This is a genomic window from Streptomyces sp. NRRL F-4489 (genome assembly GCF_001509485.1).
In the GTDB taxonomy this organism is placed as follows: Bacteria; Actinomycetota; Actinomycetes; order Streptomycetales; family Streptomycetaceae; genus Streptomyces.
On record NZ_LLZI01000238.1, the window covers coordinates 1 to 16007 of the forward strand.

Here is a 16007-nt window from a genome sequence, read left to right on the forward strand (position 1 = left end):
GGGGTGGGGTGGCTTTCCGGGTGGGCGTCCCGTTGGGCGGCGGGTGGTTGCCGGTCCGGCTCGTTGCCGTACGGCTGGGGGGCCGGGGTGGTGGCGTCCCGCCCGGTGGTGGGCTGCGGGCCGTCCGGGCCCGGGGCGGGCGGGCGTACGTCGGCCAGCTCCACCCCCGTGACCCGGCGCGCCGCCGGTGCGCCGGGGGCGCCAGCCGGGGTGGGCGCCGGGCGGGTGCGGACGGCGGTGACCCGGCACCCGGTGCGGACCGTCACGCCGAGGCCGGTGAGGTGGTCGCGGAGCAGCGCCGCCGCCTCCGGGTCGAGCTGACGCGGCATCAGGTGGGCGCACTGCTCGACCAGGAGCACGCGGGCCCCGCGCCCGGCCAGCGCCCGGGCGGCCGAGACGCCCAGCGGCCCGCCGCCGACCACCACCGCCGGCAGCCCGGGCCGGACCGCCGCGGCCAGCGCCGTGCAGTCGTCCCGGGTACGGAACGGACGGGCACCGTGCGGAAGTTCCCGCCGCCCCGGAGCGAACAGACCGGGCAGCGGCGGCAGTACGGGCGCGGCCCCGGTGGCCAGCACCAGCACGTCGTAACGGGTCTCCCGGCCGTCATCGGTCCGCACCCGGCGCGCCGCCCGGTCGATCCGCACCGCCCGGACCCCGCCGCGCCACTCGACACCGGCGCCGGGCGCGGGCAGCTCGATCACCCGGGGCGGATAGCGGCCGGCCAGGACCTCGGCGAGCAGCACCCGGTTGTACGGCGGATGCGGCTCCTCGGCGAGGACGGTGAGGCGGAGGGGGCGGGGGCGGGGGCCGGTGCCGTTCGGCATGGTGGTGCGGTCCGCCGCGGCTGCGCCCCCCGGCGCCGCCGTCAGCCGGTGGACGAGCCGCGCGGCGGCCATCCCGCCGCCGATCACCACCACCCGCACCGGGGCGGGCGGCGTCGGCGCGGGCCCGGCAGACGCGCGTCCGGGGCCCACGGCGCCCGGGGGAGAGCTACGGGCGCCCCCGGCGCCCCGGCAAGCGCTGCCAGGCCCCCCGGCGCCCCGGGAAGCGCTGCCGGTGGGCGGTGTGCCGGTCCATGTCATGCCCGCCAGCGTGCGACGTGCCTGTTACCCGTCCGCATCGTCCGCGTTTCGCCCGCGGAACACGGCCCTCAGCGGGAGCCGGCCGCCACTGTGAGGGGAAGCTTGCCCCATGCACCGGACCGCCCCCGACCCGCCCGCCCGCGCACGCGCCCCCCGCGCGTCCCGAGCGCTCCACCGCACCCGCGCCACCCTCTCCGCCCCCTTCACCCCCCGCGCCCTGGCCGCGCTCCTGCACGCCGTCCTCGCCCCGGTGGTCGCGCTGCCCGGCGCGGTCCTGATGGCGGCCGGGCTGCTGGCCGGCACCGTGCTCTCCTGGACGGCGCTCGGCCCCTGGCTGCTCGCGCTCACCCTGCGCGGCGCGCTCGCCCTCGGCGACATCCAACGGGCCACGGCCCGCGCCCTGTTGGGCGAGACCGTGGAACCACCCGGCCGCCGCCGCGCGCCCGGCCTCCTCGGCTGGCGGCGCGCCGTCCTCGGCGACCCGGCGAGCCGCCGCGCCCTGGCTGCCGCCCTGCTCGCCCCGCTGACCGCCCTGCCGCCGCTGCTCGCCGCGGTCCTGGGCTACGTCTACGGCCCGCTGGCGCTCGCCCACCCCGTCCTGCGCCGCTGGAACAACGTCACCGTCCGCGCCCCGGACGGTTCGGTCCGCCACGTGGGCCTGATGCTCGACGGCGTCGAATTCGACTCCTGGCCGCGCTGGACGGCCGTGGTCGCCGCCGGGGCCGCGCTGCTGCTGCTCGCGCCCTGGCTGGTGCGCCGCGCCGGCGCCCCGCACCGGCTGCTGCTGCGCGCCCTGCTCGGCCCGAGCGCCGCCGACGCCCGGATCCGCGCCCTGGAGGAGTCCCGCGCGCACGCCGTCGAGGACGCCGCCGCCACCCTCCGCCGGATCGAACGGGACCTCCACGACGGCACCCAGGCCCGCCTCGTCGGCCTCGGTATGCAGCTCACCCTGATCCGCGAACTGATCACCCGGGACGCCGCCCCGGACCGCCTGCTGGCCACCGTGGACCGCGCCCGCGACAACGCCACCCAGGCCGTCGCCGACCTGCGCCACCTGGTACGCGGCATCCACCCGCCCGCCCTGGACGCGGGCCTGGCCACCGCCCTGGCCACGCTCGCCGCCGACGCCCCGCTCCCGGTCGCCCTGGACACCCGGATCGACCCGCGCCCGACCCCGGCCCTGGAGTCCATCGCGTACTTCTGCGCCGCCGAACTCCTCGCCAACGCCGTCAAGCACAGCGCCGCCACCCGGGCCGCCATCGAGGTGCGCGGCGACGGCCGCACCCTGCTGCTGGCCGTACGCGACGACGGCCGCGGCGGCGCGGTGATCGGCGCGGGCAGCGGCCTGACCGGCCTCCTCGGCTGCGTACGCACCGTGGACGGCACCCTGACCTGCGACAGCCCGCCCGGAGGCCCTACGGTGGTCACCGTCCAGCTCCCGTACCCGGCGACGCCCGGCCCGGGCCCCGGCACGGGCATCGGGCCCGGCACCGGGGACCGTGGCTGACCCGCCCGCCCCGTACAGTCCCCCCGTCCCGACAGCCCCATCCGGGCCCGACCCCCTCTCCCCCCAGGCAGGAACCCATGCGCGTCGTCATCGCCGAGGACTCCGCGATCCTGCGCGAGGGCCTGGCCCAGCTGCTGGAACTCCGCGACATCGAGGTCGCCGCCGCCGTCGCGGACGCCGAATCGCTGCTGGCCGCCGTGGCCGAGCACCGCCCGGACGCCGCCGTGATCGACATCCGGCTGCCGCCCGGCCACCGCGACGAGGGCCTGCGCGCCGCCGTCACCCTCCGCGAACGCCACCCCGGCACCGGCGTGCTGATCTTCTCCCAGTACGTCGAGACCGCCTACGCCGACCGGCTCTTCGGCTCCGGCGCGGGCTTCGCGGGCGTCGGCTACCTCCTGAAGGAACGGGTGGTGGACATCGGCGAGTTCACCGACGCGCTGCACCGGGTCGCGGCCGGCGGCACCGCCCTCGACCCCGAGGTGGTCACCCAGCTGTTCGGCGCCGCCCGCCGGGCCACCGCCCTGGACGCGCTCACCCCGCGCGAACGGGAGGTGCTGGCCCTGATGGCGCAGGGCCGCACCAACCACTCCATCGCCACCGCCCTGACCGTCACCGAACGCGCCGTCGAGAAGCACATCGCCAACCTCTTCACCAAGCTCGGCCTGCCCCCCTCCGACACCGGCCACCGCCGCGTCCTGGCGGTCCTGCGCTACCTGGAGGCGTCCCGGCACCCGTAGGCGGGCACCGGGATGCCCTGGGGGCGCGCCCGCCCGCCCCGGTGGCGCGCCCCTCCGCCTAACGGGCCGGCACCGACCGCGTACGCCCCCGGGGCCGGGGCCGGAACCCGCCTACGAGGCCGGAGTGTTGACCTCCGCCGGACACAGCCGCCGCGGTTTCGCATCGCCCTTCAGCCGTGCGTCCACACACCCACCCGGCAGCCCGTGGTACGCCGTGTGCCCGAAATTCGCCGTCACCGTCAGCACCCCATCCCCGAACACCGACCGCTGCACACTCCGATCCCCCGTCAGCCACCGGAACGACGTCATCCGCTCAGTCCCCGCAGCCTTGTGCAACGGCGCGAAATACCGCTGCAGCGAAGCAAGCTCCTTCCCGTTCTTCGTCAACGACGGCCCGTCCAGCACAAAATTCAGCGGCGTGTTGTACAGCATCGCCAGCAGCGCCCGATTGGTCTTCTGCGCCGGCAACTTGTCGTACGACAGCTCCCAGCGCTCCACATTCACCAACGACCCGTGCAGCGCCGTCTCGTACAACGGCACCCGGTACTTCGGGTCGTACATCGCCGTGGCCAGGTCATCCGGCAGCGCCACCGGCTTGAAGAAATTCTTCGGCGCGTCCTGCGGGTAATAGCCGCCCCAGGTGCCCTTGTCGCGCTCCAGCTTCCACAGCCCGTCCGCCACCGGCGTCCCCGACCCGTGGTCGAAGGCCAGCACTCCGTTGGCCCACGGCTGCGCCGACTCCGACCCCAGCACAAACCCCTTGGCGAGCCGCCCCATCCGCGCCAACCGATTCTTCCGGTCGTCCGCCTTCGTCATCTCATGGCCCGCCCCGTGGTCGCGGAACACCTCACCGGTCGCATCCACGTCCAGGAAGTAACTATTCGCCCCGTTGGCGGTCATCTCCCGCGTCCGCTCCGCCAAATAGTGCTTCGACGGCTCGGCCTGCTCGAACGCCTGCGAGCTCATATAGCACCCGCGCCCCCCGAACCCGCTCTCCGCCGTCCCGTCCGCCTTCTTCACACAGAAGTCCGGATACACCGTCCCCGGCCACGCCGACGTCGGACTGTCCGCCGTTTTCGGATCCTGCCCATTGGCGAACGAGTCGTACGGCCCGACGAGATACCCCGCCCGCTTCGCCGCCTTGACCGCCCCCGCGTCCATCGGATCCGGCCCCGCGTCATACCCCAGCCACATCCGGTCCACGCCGAGCTTCCTCAGCCGCTCCACACCCGCCGCAGTCCGCGCCTCCCCCCACACATACGCATGAAACGCCCCCAACAACCGCCCATTGGCCGGATTCTTCCTAATCTTCTCCCTCAAACTCCCCAGCTCCCCCCGCTCCGCCAAATACGACCGGTAATCCACCGCCGGCGCCACCGGATCCCCATCCGTCAACGCGAACGACACCTCGTACTCCCGAGTCCCCTCCCCACCGCTGAACTCATGCGCGGCCGTGGCCCGCAACGCCCCACCCCGCGAAGCGAACCCCAACGACGTCCCAATATCCGTAGCCACCACATAACTCACCCCATGCCGAGCTGCGCTACTGGATCCTCCCCCCATCGCATAACCCCACAACGGCAGCGCCAGATCCGCCCCGATATCCACCGAACTCCCGGCCAGCCCACCCGGCCCGGAATTCCAGAACGCGTCCCGCACCGGAATATCCAGCCCTTCCCCGCGCGGCAGCTGCACATCCGACACCGCCCGGTCGGTCCCGGTCACCGGCCAGCTGACTTTCTGGTCCCGCTCCGCCCGCATTCGGATCCGCAGCCTGCCGCCCTCCGAACTCGCCGTCACCGACAGCCCCTTGTCCGGATACGACCAGCGCGCCCCGCCGGCCGTCCGCGTCACCGGCCCGGGCGCCCCGAGCCCACCCGCGACCGCCTCGGACAGCACCATCCGCGTCCCGTCCGCGGCCCGCGCCGTCACCGCCAGCGACGCGGTGTCCACCGTCGCACTCCCCCCGTTCACCGGCAGCGTCAACCGCCCACCCTGAAGCGTCCCCGCCTCGGCCCTCCCGCACCCGGCCACCCCGAACGAAACGGCCGACAACGCCAACGACACAGCAATCACACGCCTGAGCTTCAATGCCATGGCATGTGACTACCGACCCGTCTTAAGAACGTTCTAAGAGTCCTGTCCGCTCCGGGTGGCCGCATGCGGCTCGGCCACCCGCCGCGACTGCGCCGGCAGACGGTCCAGGACATCGGACAAATAGTTCAGTTTCGCGTCGACCTGCTCCACTCGGAGCCGCCCGGTATATGTCGTGGAGAGAACGTTCCGAGAGAGCAGCAGGGGCTCACTCGGGGCCCTGGGGTCGGTAGCGAGGAACTGCGCCAGTGCACCGCTCAAGGCATGCCGTGCGAAATCCTCGTCCTCGGTCATGACGCGGAACGTCTTGTCGAATACGGGAAGGCCCAGCTCCACCACTTTGTCGTTCGCGAAGAAACGGGCACCAACCGTATCCAGGGGGCGCCGACGCTTGATGGTGGTCAGGGGTACGGCCATCGGTAGCTCAAGCTCGAACGTCACGGTGATCTTCGTCGATTCCGGGCCATCCGGGCTCGCTGGTCGGCTGCGGAGTTCGAAGCAACGGAAGGTCCGGCCGCGGAATGTGCCGGTGATGAAGTCATATGCGCCGAAGTCGTACACGAACACTCTTTCCGCTACTTTTCCGGTGAAGTAGCGGCCGCGCTTGCTGCGCGCGACGTCGGCGTAGGCCCATCCGCGCTGCTGCGCGAACCGGATGAGTTCCTTCAGCTGTTCAGCGTTTCTCCCGTCCTTCCTGCTCGACCACATGGTCCAGCCGACAAAGCCGAAAAAACTGACCATGAACAGGAAAAAGCCGATTTCAATGAGTGTTGCCCAGAAGCCGTCGATCACGCTGCACGATTATGAGCCATGGCGGGAGATGGGTGTACCGAAACGGTGGAATTTCGAGTGAGAGGGCACCCGTTAAGTCCGCTACCGGGTCTTTAGCCCTTCGCCAGGCGCCTCGTCGCCAGTTCTGCGTAGAGGGCCGCGCCGTCCGCCAGTACGCCGTCGTCAAATTCGGCCAGGGGCGAGTGGTTGTTGGCGCTGCGTTCCGGGTCGGCGCCGGCGGGTGGGGCGCCCAGCATCATCATGACGCCCGGTACCTCCGCCAGTACGCGGGAGAAATCCTCGGACGCGGGGAGGGGATTCCGGCGCGGCGCGAAGCGTTCCTCGCCCAGCGCCTCGCGGACCGTGTGCGCCGCGAACTCCGCCTCCGTCACGTCGTTCACCGTCACCGGGTACGTTTCGATGAACTCCGCGTCGACGGACACCTCGTGGGCCGCGGCGATTCCGCGGCAGACCTCCACCGTCCCGTCCTTCACGCGCGCCTGCGCCGCGTCCGAGAAACTGCGCACCGTCGCCTCGAAAACGGCGGTTTCCGGGATCACGTTCTGCTGCGTCCCCGCGTGGAACGTCCCCACCGACAGGACCACCGGGTCGAAAATGTCGAAACTCCGCGTGATCCACGCCTGCAGCGCCGTCACCATCGCGCACGCGGCCTGCACCGGATCCTTCGCCCGGTGCGGCATCGACCCGTGCCCGCCCTGACCGCGCACCGTCACCCGCAGCACGTTGGACGCCGACATCATCGGCCCGCCGCGCGTGCCGAACACCCCCGTGGCCTGCCCCGCCGCCAGCACGTGCAGCGCGTACGCCGCCACCGGACGCTGCCCCGCCGCCTCCAGTACCCCCTCCGCCAGCATGTGGCGGGCCCCGTCGTACCCCTCCTCGCCCGGCTGGAACATGAACACCACGTCCCCCGCCAGCCGGTCCCGGTGCGCGGCGAGCAGCTTGGCCGCGCCCACGAGCATGCTGGTGTGCAGGTCGTGCCCGCAGGCGTGCATCCGCCCGTTGTCCGAGGCGAAGTCCAGCGGCAGGCGCTCGGCCACCGGGAGCGCGTCCATGTCGCCGCGCAGCAGCACCGCCGGCCCCGGCCGCGCCCCGCGCAGTACCGCCGTCACGGAACTCAGCCCCGTCCCGGTGCGTACCTCCAGCGGCAGCCCGTCCAGCTCGGCCAGTACGGCCTCCTGCGTGCGCGGGAGTTCCAGCCCGGTCTCCGGTATGCGGTGCAGCGCCCGCCGCAACCGCACCAGTTCACCGGACAGGGCACGGGCATCGTCACACAGGTCCACGGGGCGCTCCTCCTCTAGACGGCGGCGAACTCCCCATTCTTGACCGCGTCGACGAAGGAGGACCACCCCGCGACGGAAACGATGATCGCGGGGCCGTCGGGGGCTTTGCTGTCCCGGAGGGGGACCACTCCCTGGGCGGGGGCGGCGGTGGGGGACATTTCCAGGCACGCCCCGCCGTTGCCCTCACTGTGGGACGACTTGACCCAGGCGAGGTCTCGGGAGAATTCGAGGCACTCCCCGCCGTTGCCTTCGCTGTGGGACGACTTGATCCAGGCGAAGTCGCGGGAGTACTCCAGGCAGTTGCCGCCGTTTGCGTCGCTGTAGGACGACTTGATCCACCGGGCCGCCGTGAGATCCAGGTCGGCACTCATGATCGGTACTCCTTCAGCAGCGTCTTGATCAGGTCCGTTGATTCGCTGAGGGACAGCGCGTTCGCCCTGAGAAGATCGTAGTCGTCCAGAGCCGCGTCGACCGTTTGTGCGGAATCATGCATCCTGCCTCCTACCCGGGTCTCCGTGTACAACACCGTGGGCGAGTCCGTGAAGTGCAGCACGATGAACGGCTTTGTCGACGCGGCGGGAGCACCCGCTGAAAACGGCATGACCTGGACCTTGACGTGCGGTGACGCGGCGGCTGTCAGCAGATGTTCCAGCTGCCCCGACATGACCTTTGAGTCACCCACGACTGTTCGTAGGCATGCCTCGTGCATGATGGCCCAAAGAAGCGGTGGAGCGTCCCGTTCGAACACCTCGCGCCGCCGCAGACGTGCAATGACCTTGTCCTCGATCACCTCGGGATTCGCCCCGGAGTAGTACGCGCGGAACACGGCCCGCGCGTAGTCTTTTGTCTGAAGGATCCCCATCGGGAGGCTGGTCGAGTAGTCCAGGATCCGCGACGCCTTCCGCTCCAGGTTGAGGTACGGAACGAACCAGGACGGGTGGTCCCCTTCGTCTATCCGCCGCAGCAGGTCCGTGAACAACTCGCCTGTCCCGAAGGCGATGTCGCAGCCCTTGGCGAACTTTTCGCTGGGCCGGGGCAGGAGCTTCCCAGCCTCGACTCTGCTGACGTACGCCTCGGAGTAACCTGCCGCCTTGCCGAGCTGCTTCTGTGTCAGCTTCCGCGCCAGTCTCACCTGTTTGACGTCCTGGCCGAAGCGTTGGAGCGGGTTCAAGTGCTGGGGTGGGGTCGTCTCGTCCAAGGCTGTGACCTCTCGGCATGCGGTCGCGTCCAGCATCACGGCAGGTCGTGGACTTGCGAGCTGCCGTTAAAGCCCCTCCATCCTATTGCCCGCCGGGCCTCCCCGTGACCGAATGGCTACAGCCCGCACATGGCGGGTTCCGGTCGACTGATCCCTGGAGGCTGACGATGATGAATGACGCTGCCCCGCGGCTGCTGCCGTGGTTGAGCCCTGATGGCAAGCCCTGTTTCGTACTTGGCGACGGGACCGGGTTCGTGTCCCGTATGGCCGACGAGGTGGAGGAGGCGCAGCTCGCGCTCGCCGATGGGCTCATCGTGGATGCCGGGCGGATGCTCGATGACCGTAACTGGACTTCCGGTGAACTGCATCTGCTGGCCGTGGAGTTGACCGAGTCGCTGGTGGAGGTGCGGCGGGTCGCGCGGAGCCGGGGGGACCGGTTGCGGGCCCTGGCGGCCCCTGCTGCCCCTGCGTCGGCTACGTCGGCCGTATCCGTTACGCCGACGCCGGCTGCGTCGGTTGCGCCAGGCCGTTCAGTTGGGTCAGCTCCGCCGCCGTGAGGTGGATGCCGGCCGCGGCGAGGTTCTCGTCCAGGTGGGCGGGGGAGCTCGTGCCGGGGGTCGGGAGGAGGACGGGGGAGCGGTGGAGGAGCCAGGCCAGGGCGATCTGGCCGGGGGTCGCGCCGTGGGTGGCGGCGATGGAGGCCAGGGTGTCCGCGGCGGGGCCGGGGGCGGAGCCGGCGGCGCCGGTCAGGGTGCCGTTGCCCAGGGGGAACCACGGCAGGAACGCCGTCCCGGTTTCCTCGCACAGCCTCAGGACGTCCTCGGAGGCGCGGTCCAGGAGGTTGTAGCGGTTCTGGACGGAGGCGATGGGGGCGAGTTCGCGGGCCTGGGCCAGTTGGGCGGCGCTGATGGTGTCCAGGCCGATGTGGCGGATTTTTCCGGCCTGTTGGAGTTCCAGGAGGGCGCCGAGCTGGTCCGCCATCGGGACGTCCGGGTCGAGGCGGTGCAGTTGGTAGAGGTCGATGGTCTCCGTACGGAGGCGCCGCAGGCTCGCGTCGCACATGGCGCGCAGCCGTTCCGGGCGGCCCGCGATGTGCCAGCTGTCGGGACCGGTGCGGACGACGCCGCCCTTGGTGGCGATGACCAGGCCGTCCGGATACGGGTGCAGGGCGCGGGCCACCAACTCCTCGGCCACGTCCGGGCCGTAGTTGTCGGCGGTGTCGATGAGGGTGACGCCCGCGTCGACGGCCCGGCGGAGCAACGCCACGGAACGCTCCGGGTCCGCGTGCCGCGCGCCCCAGTAGCCGGGTCCGGCCAGAGAGGCCGTTCCGTAGCCCAGCCGCCCGGTGGCCAACTCCCCGCCGAGGGTGAAGAAGGGGTCGGGGTACGCGGGCGGGGCGGGACGCGGGGTCTGACTGGGTTGCGTGGCCATGGCGGGAGCTTAAGCGTAGTCATCCGGCCGGTGCGGGGCGCTCCATAAGATCGCCGACCGGGGCGGGCCGCTCCATAAGATCACCGGGTGCCCTCTGACATATCGCTGTTCACGCTGGCCCTGCTCTGCCTGGCCGCCCTCGCCGCGGGATGGATCGACGCGGTGGTGGGCGGCGGCGGACTCCTGCTGCTCCCGGCGCTGCTGGTCGGCCTGCCCCATACGCCCACCGCGTTCGTCCTCGGGACCAACAAGTCGACCGCCATCGTCGGCACCACGGCGGCGGCCGTCACGTACGTCCGCAAGGCCCCGATCGACATCCGGACCGCCCTGCGCATCGGCGCCGCGGCCGTCGCCGGGTCGCTGGGCGGGGCGTTCTTCGCGGCCGGGATCAACAGCGAGGTGCTGCGCCCGCTGATCATGGCCGTGCTGCTGGGCGTCCTCGTCTTCATCCTCGTCCGCCCGGCGTTCGGGACCGCCCCGGCGCCGTCCGGCCCGGTGTCGCGGCGCCGCGTCCTGGCGGCGATCCTGATCGCGGGCCTGGGCATCGGCTTCTACGACGGCCTGATCGGCCCCGGAACGGGCGCGTTCCTGGTGATCGCGCTCGCCGCCGTGCTGCACATGGACCTGGTCACCTCGTCCGCCACGGCCAAGGTCATCAACGTGTGCACCAATATCGGGGCGCTGACGATGTTCGCGCTCCAGGGGACGGTGCTGTGGCAACTGGGCGCGCTGCTGGCGGTCTTCAACCTGGTGGGCGGGACGGTCGGCGCCAGGATGGCGCTCAAGCGCGGCGCGGGGTTCGTACGCGGCGTACTGGTGCTGGTGGTCGTGGTGCTGCTGTGCAAGCTCGCCTACGACCAGTGGCTGGCCGCCTGAGGCGCGGGGAGCGCGCTGGGCGGTCTGGTGTTCGGTCGCCGGCCGGCCGGCGGGGCGGGAGAGGGGCCGTTACGGCCGTTTGCGGGCCGCTACGAGTCGGTGGGGAGCGCGCGCGGGCCGCTACGGGCCGATGGCGTGCGCACGCGGGGCGCTACGGCCCGACGCCGCCCAAAGGCTTCGCCCAAAGACGTCGCCACCCTCCGTCGCCCTCACCTAGCGCACCGTGGTCCCGGCCCGCCCAGCCGTCCCCGCCCTCCCCGCCGTCCCGGCTCCCGTGCCCGCCCTCCCCGCCGTCCCGGCTCCCGTGCCCGCCGGGCGGGGCTGCCTGCGGACCTCGGTGACGGCCGTCAGCAGGATCACCGCGTCGTCCAGGGCCCGCACGCCGTGGCGTTCGTGGGGGACGGGCCCGATCTGACCCGCTGTCAGCTTCTGGCCGCCGCCCGGCCCGGTCAGCCGGATCCGGCCCCGCAGCACCTGGAGGCTCGCCGCCGGCGGCGCGTTGTGCTCGTCGAGTTCGGCGCCGGCCAGCAGCGCGATCACGGTCTGGCGCAGCGGGCCGTCGTGCAGGAAGAGGTGGGCGCTGCGGCCGTGGGCGGAGGCGCGGGCGTCGTCGAGCTGGTCGCGGACGAGGGATTCGAGGTTTTCCATGGCGCTCGCCTTTCGGAGCGGACCGGCTTCCGGACGCGGGTGGGCGGCGGGGCTTCCCCCTCCATCGTTCTCCGTGCCCCGCCCGGCGCAACCGGATCTCCGCGGCACGACGGTACGGAACGGCCGGAATGGGACGTCCGGGTGCTTGCCGGAACAGGGCGGCCCGCCGTGCACGGGTTGATCATCGCGGTCCGTACCATGCGAGACGTCCCTTGATCGACGATCGAACGATTGACAGATTGCCGGACCGGAGACGGGCCGATGGACCGGTAACCGGGCTGACGCGTTGCCGGGCCGGTATCCGGGCCGACGCGTTGCCGGTCCGGAAGCCGGCCGCCACCCCGGAGCCCGCCTCCCGGACCGCAGGCCGATACCCGTCCCCGACCCCCGACCCCCGGACGTGCAATCCCCGCCCCACCGACCGCGAAGGGTGTGTCACCGTGGCCGATCCCACCGCCCTGAACGAACCGTCCGCCGCCCCCGCCCCGGCCGGGCCCCCGGCGCGCTTCCTGACCGTGATGACCACCACCGACAGCGAGGAGAAGGCCGAGCGGCTGGCGCGCGGCGCCATCGAGGACCGGCTCGCCGCCTGCGCCCAGATCAGCGCGCCGGTGACCTCCGTCTACCGCTGGAACGGTGCCGTGGAGACCAGCCGGGAGTGGCAGGTGCTGTTCAAGACGGCCGCCGGGCGCTACGCCGCGCTGGAGGCGTACCTCCTGGCCGCGCACGACTACGACACCCCGGAGATCATCGCCACCCCGGTCACCCACGGGGGCGCCGGGTATCTGGCCTGGGTCGCAGAGGAGACGAGCTGACGTGCCGAGCACCGCAGAGCCCCTGCCGCGCCGGTGGGCGCGGGCGACCACGCTCGCCCTGGGGATGGCCTTCGGCCTGGCCACCTCCCCGGTGAGCCACGCGGCCGAGACCGACCCCCGCGGCCCCGGTACCCAGACCTCGTACGCCCACGAGTCCCGGCCCCGCGCCACCTGGACCAGCAAGGACGCCGAAGCCTTCTGGACGCCCCGGCGGATGGCCGCCGCCGCGCCGCCGGAGCGCGGCACCGGCCGGCCCGCCGCGGGCTCGCACCGCGCGCCGACCGCCGAGCACTTCGACGGCATCCCCTCCGTCGGCGTGCTGTTCTCCGTCGACGGCGAGGCCCGCGAGCACCACTGCACCGCCAGCGTGGTGCACAGCCCGCACGGCAACCTGATCCTCACCGCCGGGCACTGCAATCCGGGAGCGCGGGCGGCCTTCGTGCCCCAGTACCGGTCGGGCGCGGACGAGCAGCCCTACGGGGTGTGGGCCATCGAGGACTCCTACGCGTACGCCGACCGCGGCACCAGCGGGGACGCCGCCGACCGGGACTTCGCCTTCGCCACCGTCGCCCCGGACGACGACGGCCGGCGCATCGAGGAGGTCACCGGCGCCAACGTGCTGGCCGCCACGCCTGGTTACCGCAACGACGTCCAGGTCATCGGCTACCCCAGCGTCCACAGCGACCCCGAGGACCGGGCCGTGCGGTGCGCCACGACCACCCGCCGCCTGGAGGGCACCCGCCAACTCCGCATGGACTGCAACGGCTTCTACGGCGGCACCTCGGGCAGCCCCTGGCTGGCCGGCTACGACCCGCACACCCGCACCGGCAAGGTCATCGGCGTCATCGGCGGCGTCAACGGCGGCGGCCCGCGCGGCCCGCACAGCGACCGGACCTCCTACAGCCCGTACTTCGGGAAGGAGATCCTCAGCCTCTACGACCGGGCCACGAAGGAGCAGGGCGGGGAGGACGAGGACTGAGGACCGGGACCGGGCCCAGAGGGGCGTCCCCATAGGCGGGGGAGGCTATTCCTGGGGGCAGCGCTCCCTGTTGCCGCCGTGCAGGCACACCGTCCGCCACTCGGAGGTGTACTTGACCATGGCCCATGGGGAGCATTGCCGCGAATGCCCCCCCCCGCGCTAACGGAGTGCCTGCGCCAGCCCCGTCTCCTTGGGGCCGAGGAAGTGCGGGTCCGGCCGGAGCAGGGCCTCCGCGGTCGCCTTGCCCGCCGCGAAGATCTCCCGCACGCCGCCGTACGCCCAGGTCACATCGTGGTTGGCGGCGACCCCGACGCCGTACGCGTCGATCCCCGCGGCCTCGCACAGGGCCAGCGCCCGGCGGATGTGGAAGCCCTGGCTGACCAGTACGGCCCGGTCCACCCCGAAGATGCGGTGGGCGCGGGTGCAGGAATCCCAGGTGTCGAAGCCGGCGTAGTCGCTGACGATCCGGCGGGCCGGGACGCCGTGCCGCACCAGATAGGCGCGCATGGCGTCCGGTTCGTCGTAATCGTGGCGGCTGTTGTCGCCGGTGACCAGGATGGCGCGCACCGTGCCGCCCTCGTAGAGCCGGGCCGCGGCGTCGAGCCGGTGGGCGAGGTACGGCGACGGCTCGCCGTTCCACAGGCCGGCGCCGAACACCACCGCCACCGGGGCGGCCGGCGCATCGGCGACCGTACGGACGCGCGGTCCGGCGGTGGCGTTGAGCCACGTCGCCGGCAGCAGCGCCAGCACGGACAGCGCCACGACCGCCTGGAACGCCCGGCGCTGGCCCCGCCGGGTCCGCGGCGGCCGGACCCGCCGCAGCACGCCCGCCACGCGCCCGAGCCGCGCCCGCAGCACCCGCATGCCGTCCCCCGTTCCCCGGCCCCGCCGCGGCCCTTCGCGGGCCGTCTCCCGTGCACGGGGCCGATGTCGCAAGGTCCGACGTGCCACGGGCCGCCGCGGTTGCGTCCGGGGGCCGGGCGTCGGCAAGGTCACAGGGCGCCGGCGGGGCCACCACCGGCGCCGTCCCGCCGCGACCGCCCCCAGGAGGGCCCGTATGACCACCGAGGCCGCGCGCCTGCCGTTCTTCGTCTACGGGACGCTGCGCCCCGGCGAGGCCAACTACGCCCGCCTGCTGCGCGGCCGCACCGCGTCCGAGGAACCGGCCCGGATCACCGGCGCGCAGCTCTACGCGGGCCCCGGCTACCCGTATGCCACCGCCGGACCCGCCGACTCCGTGGTGCACGGCACCCTGATCCGCCTCCGGGACGCCGACCACGACGCCGTACGGGCCGCCCTCGACCACCTGGAGGGCTACACCCCCGGCGCCCCCGGGAACCTCTACGAGCGGGTCGCCACCGAGGCGCGGCGCGCCGACGGGCGCACCGAACGGGCCTGGGTCTACCTGGCCGCCGAACCGCTCGCCGCCCGGCTGCGCGCCACCGGCACCCCGCTGCCCGGCGGCGTCTGGACCGGCCGCGCCGGCCGCGGCACCCCCGGATAACCTGGCGGTTCGTCCGCAGCACAGAGCAGAAACAGGTGTGACCCGTGGCCCCCGACCGCACCCCCGCCCCCCACCGACCGCTCCCCAAGGCCGAGTTGCACCTCCACATCGAGGGCACCCTGGAGCCGGGGCTGGCCTTCGCGCTCGCCGCCCGCAACGGCGTCACCCTGCCGTACGCCACCGAGGACGAGCTGCGCCGCGCCTACTCCTTCAGCGACCTGCAGTCCTTCCTGAACCTGTACTACGCGCTGATGCAGGTGCTGCGCACCGAGGAGGACTTCGCCGACCTCGCGCACGCCTACCTGGCGCGCGCCAAGGAGCAGGGGGTGCGGCACGCCGAGATCTTCTTCGACCCGCAGGCGCACACCTCCCGCGGCGTCCCCCTGGGGACGGTCGTGAAGGGCCTGTGCCGGGCCCTGGACGCCGCCCCGGAGACGTACGGGATCACCACCCGGCTCATCATGTGCTTCCTGCGGGACGAGAGCGCCGACTCGGCCCTGGAGACGTTCGAGGCGGCCCGCCCCTACCTGGACCGGATCGCCGCCGTCGGCCTGGATTCCGCCGAGGTCGGCCACCCGCCGTCGAAGTTCCGGGAGGTCTTCGCGCTGGCTCGTGAGGCGGGCCTGAAGTGCGTGGCCCACGCGGGCGAGGAGGGCCCGGCCGCCTACGTCTGGGAGGCGTTGGACATCCTCGGCGTGGACCGGGTCGACCACGGGGTGCGCTGCATGGAGGACGAGGCGCTGGTGGCCCGCCTGGTGGCCGACCGGATCCCGCTCACCGTCTGCCCGCTCTCCAACCTCCGGCTCCGGGTCGTCGACGACCTCGCCGACCACCCGCTGCCCGCCATGATGGACGCCGGCCTCCTGGTCACCGTCAACTCCGACGACCCGGCCTACTTCGGGGGCTACGCGGACGACAACTTCACCGCCGTACGGGACGCCCTCGGCCTGGACGAGGCGGCGCTGCGGACGCTCGCCCGCAACTCCTTCCTCGCGTCCTTCCTGGACGAGGAGACCCGCGCCGCCTACCTGAAGGAACTCGACGCGCACTGACCGGCT

At 72.8% G+C, this 16007-nt stretch carries 16 protein-coding genes; 7 read left to right on the forward strand and 9 right to left on the reverse strand.

The genetic code is table 11. The features are described 5' to 3' along the window. On the reverse strand, window positions 1-896 hold an 896-nt coding region (locus ADL22_RS22030), incomplete at its 3' end, for an FAD-dependent oxidoreductase (RefSeq protein WP_234430806.1). 295 nt (window positions 897-1191) lie between these two features. On the opposite strand from ADL22_RS22030, the gene ADL22_RS22035 reads away from it, so the two are divergent. Both ADL22_RS22035 and ADL22_RS22040 read left to right on the forward strand, forming a co-directional pair. Continuing rightward, a complete protein-coding gene (locus ADL22_RS22035) occupies window positions 1192-2589 on the forward strand; it encodes a sensor histidine kinase (RefSeq protein ID WP_066982427.1) in 1398 nt (465 codons plus the stop codon). Window positions 2590-2666: 77 nt separating this feature from the next. Continuing rightward, window positions 2667-3329 carry a response regulator transcription factor gene (locus ADL22_RS22040; RefSeq protein ID WP_066982431.1) on the forward strand — a complete coding sequence of 221 codons (663 nt, stop codon included), beginning with the start codon at window positions 2667-2669 and terminating at the stop codon, window positions 3327-3329. A 111-nt stretch (window positions 3330-3440) separates the two neighbouring features. Here the strand turns inward: ADL22_RS22040 and ADL22_RS22045 are convergent, their stop codons facing one another. The 6 genes from ADL22_RS22045 to ADL22_RS22075 all read right to left on the reverse strand — a co-directional run bounded on the left by ADL22_RS22045 (window position 3441) and on the right by ADL22_RS22075 (window position 10127). Then, entirely contained in the window at window positions 3441-5426 is a 1986-nt protein-coding gene (locus ADL22_RS22045) for a glycoside hydrolase (protein WP_066982435.1), read from the reverse strand. A 33-nt stretch (window positions 5427-5459) separates the two neighbouring features. Next, window positions 5460-6215, reverse strand: a complete 756-nt coding sequence (locus ADL22_RS22050) for a hypothetical protein (protein ID WP_066982438.1) — start codon at window positions 6213-6215, stop codon at window positions 5460-5462. 92 nt (window positions 6216-6307) lie between these two features. Further along, window positions 6308-7498, reverse strand: coding sequence for a M20 metallopeptidase family protein (locus ADL22_RS22055; RefSeq protein ID WP_066982441.1), 1191 nt, complete (start codon window positions 7496-7498; stop codon window positions 6308-6310). Window positions 7499-7512: 14 nt separating this feature from the next. Continuing rightward, entirely contained in the window at window positions 7513-7869 is a 357-nt protein-coding gene (locus tag ADL22_RS22060; RefSeq protein ID WP_066982445.1) for a DUF397 domain-containing protein, read from the reverse strand. Continuing rightward, entirely contained in the window at window positions 7866-8732 is an 867-nt protein-coding gene (locus ADL22_RS22065; protein WP_079064337.1) for a helix-turn-helix domain-containing protein, read from the reverse strand. The genes ADL22_RS22060 and ADL22_RS22065 overlap by 4 nt, the downstream gene beginning before the upstream one ends. 456 nt (window positions 8733-9188) lie before the next feature. Further along, entirely contained in the window at window positions 9189-10127 is a 939-nt protein-coding gene (locus ADL22_RS22075; RefSeq protein ID WP_066982451.1) for an aldo/keto reductase, read from the reverse strand. 87 nt (window positions 10128-10214) lie between these two features. Here ADL22_RS22075 and ADL22_RS22080 point away from each other — a divergent pair, with 87 nt between their 5' ends. Continuing rightward, window positions 10215-11003, forward strand: a complete 789-nt coding sequence (locus ADL22_RS22080) for a sulfite exporter TauE/SafE family protein (protein ID WP_066982454.1) — start codon at window positions 10215-10217, stop codon at window positions 11001-11003. Between the two features lie 213 nt (window positions 11004-11216). Here ADL22_RS22080 and ADL22_RS22085 read toward each other — a convergent pair whose 3' ends face one another. Beyond that, the gene (locus ADL22_RS22085) at window positions 11217-11651 is read right to left on the reverse strand and encodes a cupin (protein WP_234430802.1); all 435 of its coding nucleotides are present in this window, start codon (window positions 11649-11651) and stop codon (window positions 11217-11219) included. Between the two features lie 440 nt (window positions 11652-12091). Between ADL22_RS22085 and cutA the strand changes: the two genes are divergently transcribed. Beyond that, a complete protein-coding gene (gene cutA, locus ADL22_RS22090) occupies window positions 12092-12466 on the forward strand; it encodes a divalent-cation tolerance protein CutA (protein WP_234430803.1) in 375 nt (124 codons plus the stop codon). 1 nt (window position 12467) lies between these two features. Beyond that, the gene (locus ADL22_RS22095; RefSeq protein WP_066982457.1) at window positions 12468-13445 is read left to right on the forward strand and encodes a trypsin-like serine peptidase; all 978 of its coding nucleotides are present in this window, start codon (window positions 12468-12470) and stop codon (window positions 13443-13445) included. Between the two features lie 159 nt (window positions 13446-13604). Here ADL22_RS22095 and ADL22_RS22100 read toward each other — a convergent pair whose 3' ends face one another. After that, on the reverse strand, window positions 13605-14309 hold the full coding sequence (locus ADL22_RS22100; protein ID WP_066982460.1) for a SanA/YdcF family protein: 705 nt from the start codon (window positions 14307-14309) through the stop codon (window positions 13605-13607). Between the two features lie 193 nt (window positions 14310-14502). On the opposite strand from ADL22_RS22100, the gene ADL22_RS22105 reads away from it, so the two are divergent. Both ADL22_RS22105 and ADL22_RS22110 read left to right on the forward strand, forming a co-directional pair. Beyond that, window positions 14503-14949 (forward strand): gamma-glutamylcyclotransferase family protein, encoded by a 447-nt coding sequence (locus ADL22_RS22105; RefSeq protein WP_066982463.1) that lies wholly within the window; start codon window positions 14503-14505, stop codon window positions 14947-14949. 44 nt (window positions 14950-14993) lie between these two features. Next, window positions 14994-16001 (forward strand): adenosine deaminase, encoded by a 1008-nt coding sequence (locus tag ADL22_RS22110; RefSeq protein ID WP_066982466.1) that lies wholly within the window; start codon window positions 14994-14996, stop codon window positions 15999-16001. Window positions 16002-16007: the final 6 nt, after the last annotated feature.

What these genes read in the sequence shown, in the direction of transcription:
- ADL22_RS22035 (WP_066982427.1), top strand. Translation starts at nt 1,192, where the DNA reads ATGCACCGGACCGCCCCCGACCCGCCCGCCCGCGCACGCGCCCCCCGC.
- ADL22_RS22040 (WP_066982431.1), top strand. Translation starts at nt 2,667, where the DNA reads ATGCGCGTCGTCATCGCCGAGGACTCCGCGATCCTGCGCGAGGGCCTG.
- ADL22_RS22045 (WP_066982435.1), bottom strand. Translation starts at nt 5,426, where the DNA reads ATGGCATTGAAGCTCAGGCGTGTGATTGCTGTGTCGTTGGCGTTGTCG.
- ADL22_RS22060 (WP_066982445.1), bottom strand. Translation starts at nt 7,869, where the DNA reads ATGAGTGCCGACCTGGATCTCACGGCGGCCCGGTGGATCAAGTCGTCC.
- ADL22_RS22065 (WP_079064337.1), bottom strand. Translation starts at nt 8,732, where the DNA reads ATGCTGGACGCGACCGCATGCCGAGAGGTCACAGCCTTGGACGAGACG.
- ADL22_RS22075 (WP_066982451.1), bottom strand. Translation starts at nt 10,127, where the DNA reads ATGGCCACGCAACCCAGTCAGACCCCGCGTCCCGCCCCGCCCGCGTAC.
- ADL22_RS22085 (WP_234430802.1), bottom strand. Translation starts at nt 11,651, where the DNA reads ATGGAAAACCTCGAATCCCTCGTCCGCGACCAGCTCGACGACGCCCGC.
- ADL22_RS22100 (WP_066982460.1), bottom strand. Translation starts at nt 14,309, where the DNA reads ATGCGGGTGCTGCGGGCGCGGCTCGGGCGCGTGGCGGGCGTGCTGCGG.
- ADL22_RS22105 (WP_066982463.1), top strand. Translation starts at nt 14,503, where the DNA reads ATGACCACCGAGGCCGCGCGCCTGCCGTTCTTCGTCTACGGGACGCTG.